The organism is Rhodoplanes roseus (genome assembly GCF_003258865.1).
Taxonomy (GTDB): Bacteria; Pseudomonadota; Alphaproteobacteria; order Rhizobiales; family Xanthobacteraceae; genus Rhodoplanes; species Rhodoplanes roseus.
Genome location: NZ_NPEX01001017.1, coordinates 1 through 237, shown reverse-complemented (window position 1 = coordinate 237; position 237 = coordinate 1). Strand labels below are relative to the sequence as shown.

At 68.4% G+C, this 237-nt stretch carries 1 pseudogene; it reads right to left on the bottom strand.

The features are described from left to right. Nucleotides 1-15: 15 nt before the first annotated feature. Nucleotides 16-237, bottom strand: a pseudogene (locus CH341_RS33425) (hypothetical protein); the annotation flags it as partial.

Sequence of the window (237 nt, the reverse complement as noted above, 5' to 3'; positions counted from 1 at the left end):
TGGTCGGGCGGCCGCTCATGCACCCTCCCCGGGCTCGGATCCGGCACTTGCCGCCACGGCGCGGATGCGCGCCAGATAGGAGGTGCGAGGCCTCGTCCCGAGCTCGCCGAGAAGATCGTATTCGTGGCGTGCGCGCTTCAGCTTCGAAACGAGACTGTCCTTGCGGTTGGTGTCGCCGAAAACGATCGCCTGCGTCGGGCAGGCGTTCTGGCAGGCCGTGCGCACCTCGCCCTCATC